This is a genomic window from Bacillus sp. 95MFCvi2.1 (assembly GCF_000374965.1).
In the GTDB taxonomy this organism is placed as follows: Bacteria; Bacillota; Bacilli; order Bacillales; family Bacillaceae_G; genus Bacillus_A; species Bacillus_A pseudomycoides.
Genome location: NZ_KB895768.1, coordinates 1 through 2,206, shown reverse-complemented (window position 1 = coordinate 2,206; position 2,206 = coordinate 1). Strand labels below are relative to the sequence as shown.

At 30.6% G+C, this 2,206-nt stretch carries 3 protein-coding genes; 2 read left to right on the top strand and 1 reads right to left on the bottom strand.

Annotated elements, in window-relative coordinates; all coding sequences use genetic code 11:
• On the top strand, positions 1 to 338 hold a 338-nt coding region (locus C568_RS31610; protein ID WP_018783732.1), incomplete at its 5' end, for an RNA-guided endonuclease TnpB family protein.
• 87 nt (positions 339 to 425) lie between these two features.
• Positions 426 to 596: a hypothetical protein gene (locus C568_RS35020; protein ID WP_018783731.1), complete on the top strand. Its 171-nt coding sequence runs from the start codon at positions 426 to 428 to the stop codon at positions 594 to 596.
• A gap of 85 nt (positions 597 to 681) precedes the next feature.
• Here C568_RS35020 and C568_RS0130095 read toward each other — a convergent pair whose 3' ends face one another.
• On the bottom strand, positions 682 to 1,896 hold the full coding sequence (locus tag C568_RS0130095; protein WP_018783730.1) for a replication initiation protein: 1,215 nt from the start codon (positions 1,894 to 1,896) through the stop codon (positions 682 to 684).
• Positions 1,897 to 2,206 lie beyond the last annotated feature (310 nt).

Genomic DNA, 2,206 nt, shown 5'->3' with positions numbered 1-2,206 from the left:
ATGTCATCGGTATGGAGGACTTACAAGTCAGTAACATGCTCAAAAATGGAAAGCTTGCAAAAGCGATTAGTGAAGTATCTTGGTCACAATTTCGAACTATGTTGGAATATAAAGCGAAATGGTATGGCAAGCAAGTTGTTGTGGTATCTAAAACATTTGCTTCTAGTCAGTTATGTTCCAATCGTGGATACAAAAACAAAGATGTTAAAAATCTAACAATTCGTGAGTGGAATTGCCTTTCTTGTGGCACACATCAGGATAGGGATCGGAATGCAGCACTCAATCTTAGAAACGAAGCAATTCGTATCTTAACCGTAGGAACTACGGGGATAGCCTAATCCATTAGAGTTCGATAGAACTCTGTACTTAGGAATCTCCCACTTCAAACAGTCCGTAAGGACGTTAAGTGGTGAGTAGTTCAAGAATTGAAAATAAAGTTAGCAGTTATAAAAACTGAACTTGCCGCTCTTGCTCGTTTTAATCCAAATGTATTCGAATCTGCAGAGAAAGAATATCGTTCTTATTCCGGTGAGCCAGAAGAATTTGAAATTGCTTTAATTGAATCAGAACCAGTTGTAAGCTGGTTCTTTTTGTAGTTCAATGCATACTTGCAAAAGAAAAATGTAATTGTAAGTAAAAGGAAAACTGTACTTGTTTTACTTTTTTTAAATATTTATCTTCTTAATATCTTTTTTTTCTTCTATTTCGTTTTATGTATTCATAAATTTTATCCATAACAAATTCTTCTCTGTCTACCCAAATCTCTTCAGCCTCACCGAGTGTAACTATTTTCGTTAACTTGTTAATAGCTGTATCCTTGACTAAAAATGTAGCTACAGTTCCTGTAGATGTTGAATATTTAGCAATGATTGTATCTATGATATTATCAATCTCTAATAAAGCGTTATTGGAAATTTCTTTATCAACTTGAATATGCGTTTTTGAAACTTCATCATCTGACAGTTCTTTTAAGCGTGAGTTAAGCATATATTCGACATAACCAATTGGTGAATCTATATCTGAACGAAAGCGTATATCATCAATTATCTCTAATACAAAATCCTCATACGTTTTCCATTTTTCTAATACTTTAGGGTATATTTTTTCTTTACACCGTTCCTCAAAACGTTTGATTTTTTGCTCGAATGTGTTTGGCTGTTGAAATTGATCTAATTTTTTTTCAAAACGAACTAGGTCTGAATCGTTCTTTTTTTGGCCACGTATAATGAATCTAATCTTTTGTACTTTTCTACCTGATTTAATTTCTTCAAAATCAAAAGAAATATCTGTTTTCTGATTCAATTCTTTTTGTGTAGGTTTCAATACGCGTTGCTTAAAATTTGCATAGTTAGGATATATATCCATTGCATCTAAGTAATATCTTAAGTTTCCAAGGCTAATTGTGCGTTCTTTAAGATTTTCATATTGCTTTAATAATTCGTAAATACGTATAGCATATGTACTCTTCAATTTAACAATATTTGCCAGTCTGTAACTCGTAAATTTGCTACTTAATTCTAATAAAAATGGTTTTAATAAAGGATCAAAACGCATATCAATCGTTCCTTTATTTCTATTATAAATCGCTGAAGAAAGCCAAGATACCTGTATTAGCTCTTCTCCTATCCGAATTTCAATTACTTTTGATAATAATTCCTTTGTGATTTTGCTCAACTCAGTATATTTAGTAGACCCACTTAATCCAAGTAAATCGTGAAATTTTCTAATTGGAAATGTATATGTTTTAAAATCTCGATCATTTGGTTCAATGTTACTAGCCAAACAAAGTAATAGCTTTTGTTCAACTAAATTCAAACGTGAATTTGCTTCAATTAAAGTATTAGATTTGGAAACAATATTACTTTCTTTAATCTGCAAACCTTGATTTGTAGACATATCTACATACGTCCTTTCCTTACTGCCTTGACTGTTAAATTATAACAAACATATTACTTTTGTTATAGTTTATTTTTTGCTAATCTTCTGAATAAATCTTCTACTCTAAATCCTTGAAATATTCAATTCTACATAAAGTAATTGTGTAAAGTTCTTAAAAGTAATAGGACTCATTTAACTGTAGCACAAGTAGTTATACAACGCATGGTTAAATTTGTTATATTCAGAAAATCAAATCCCTTATCTTCATAACCATTTTTGTTATAGTTAGATAACCAAATTTGTTATCTTTATAACCATTTTTGTTATA

Bases quoted from the DNA above. Each gene is read 5' to 3' on its own strand.
- C568_RS0130095 (WP_018783730.1), bottom strand. From the start codon at position 1,896: ATGTCTACAAATCAAGGTTTGCAGATTAAAGAAAGTAATATTGTTTCC.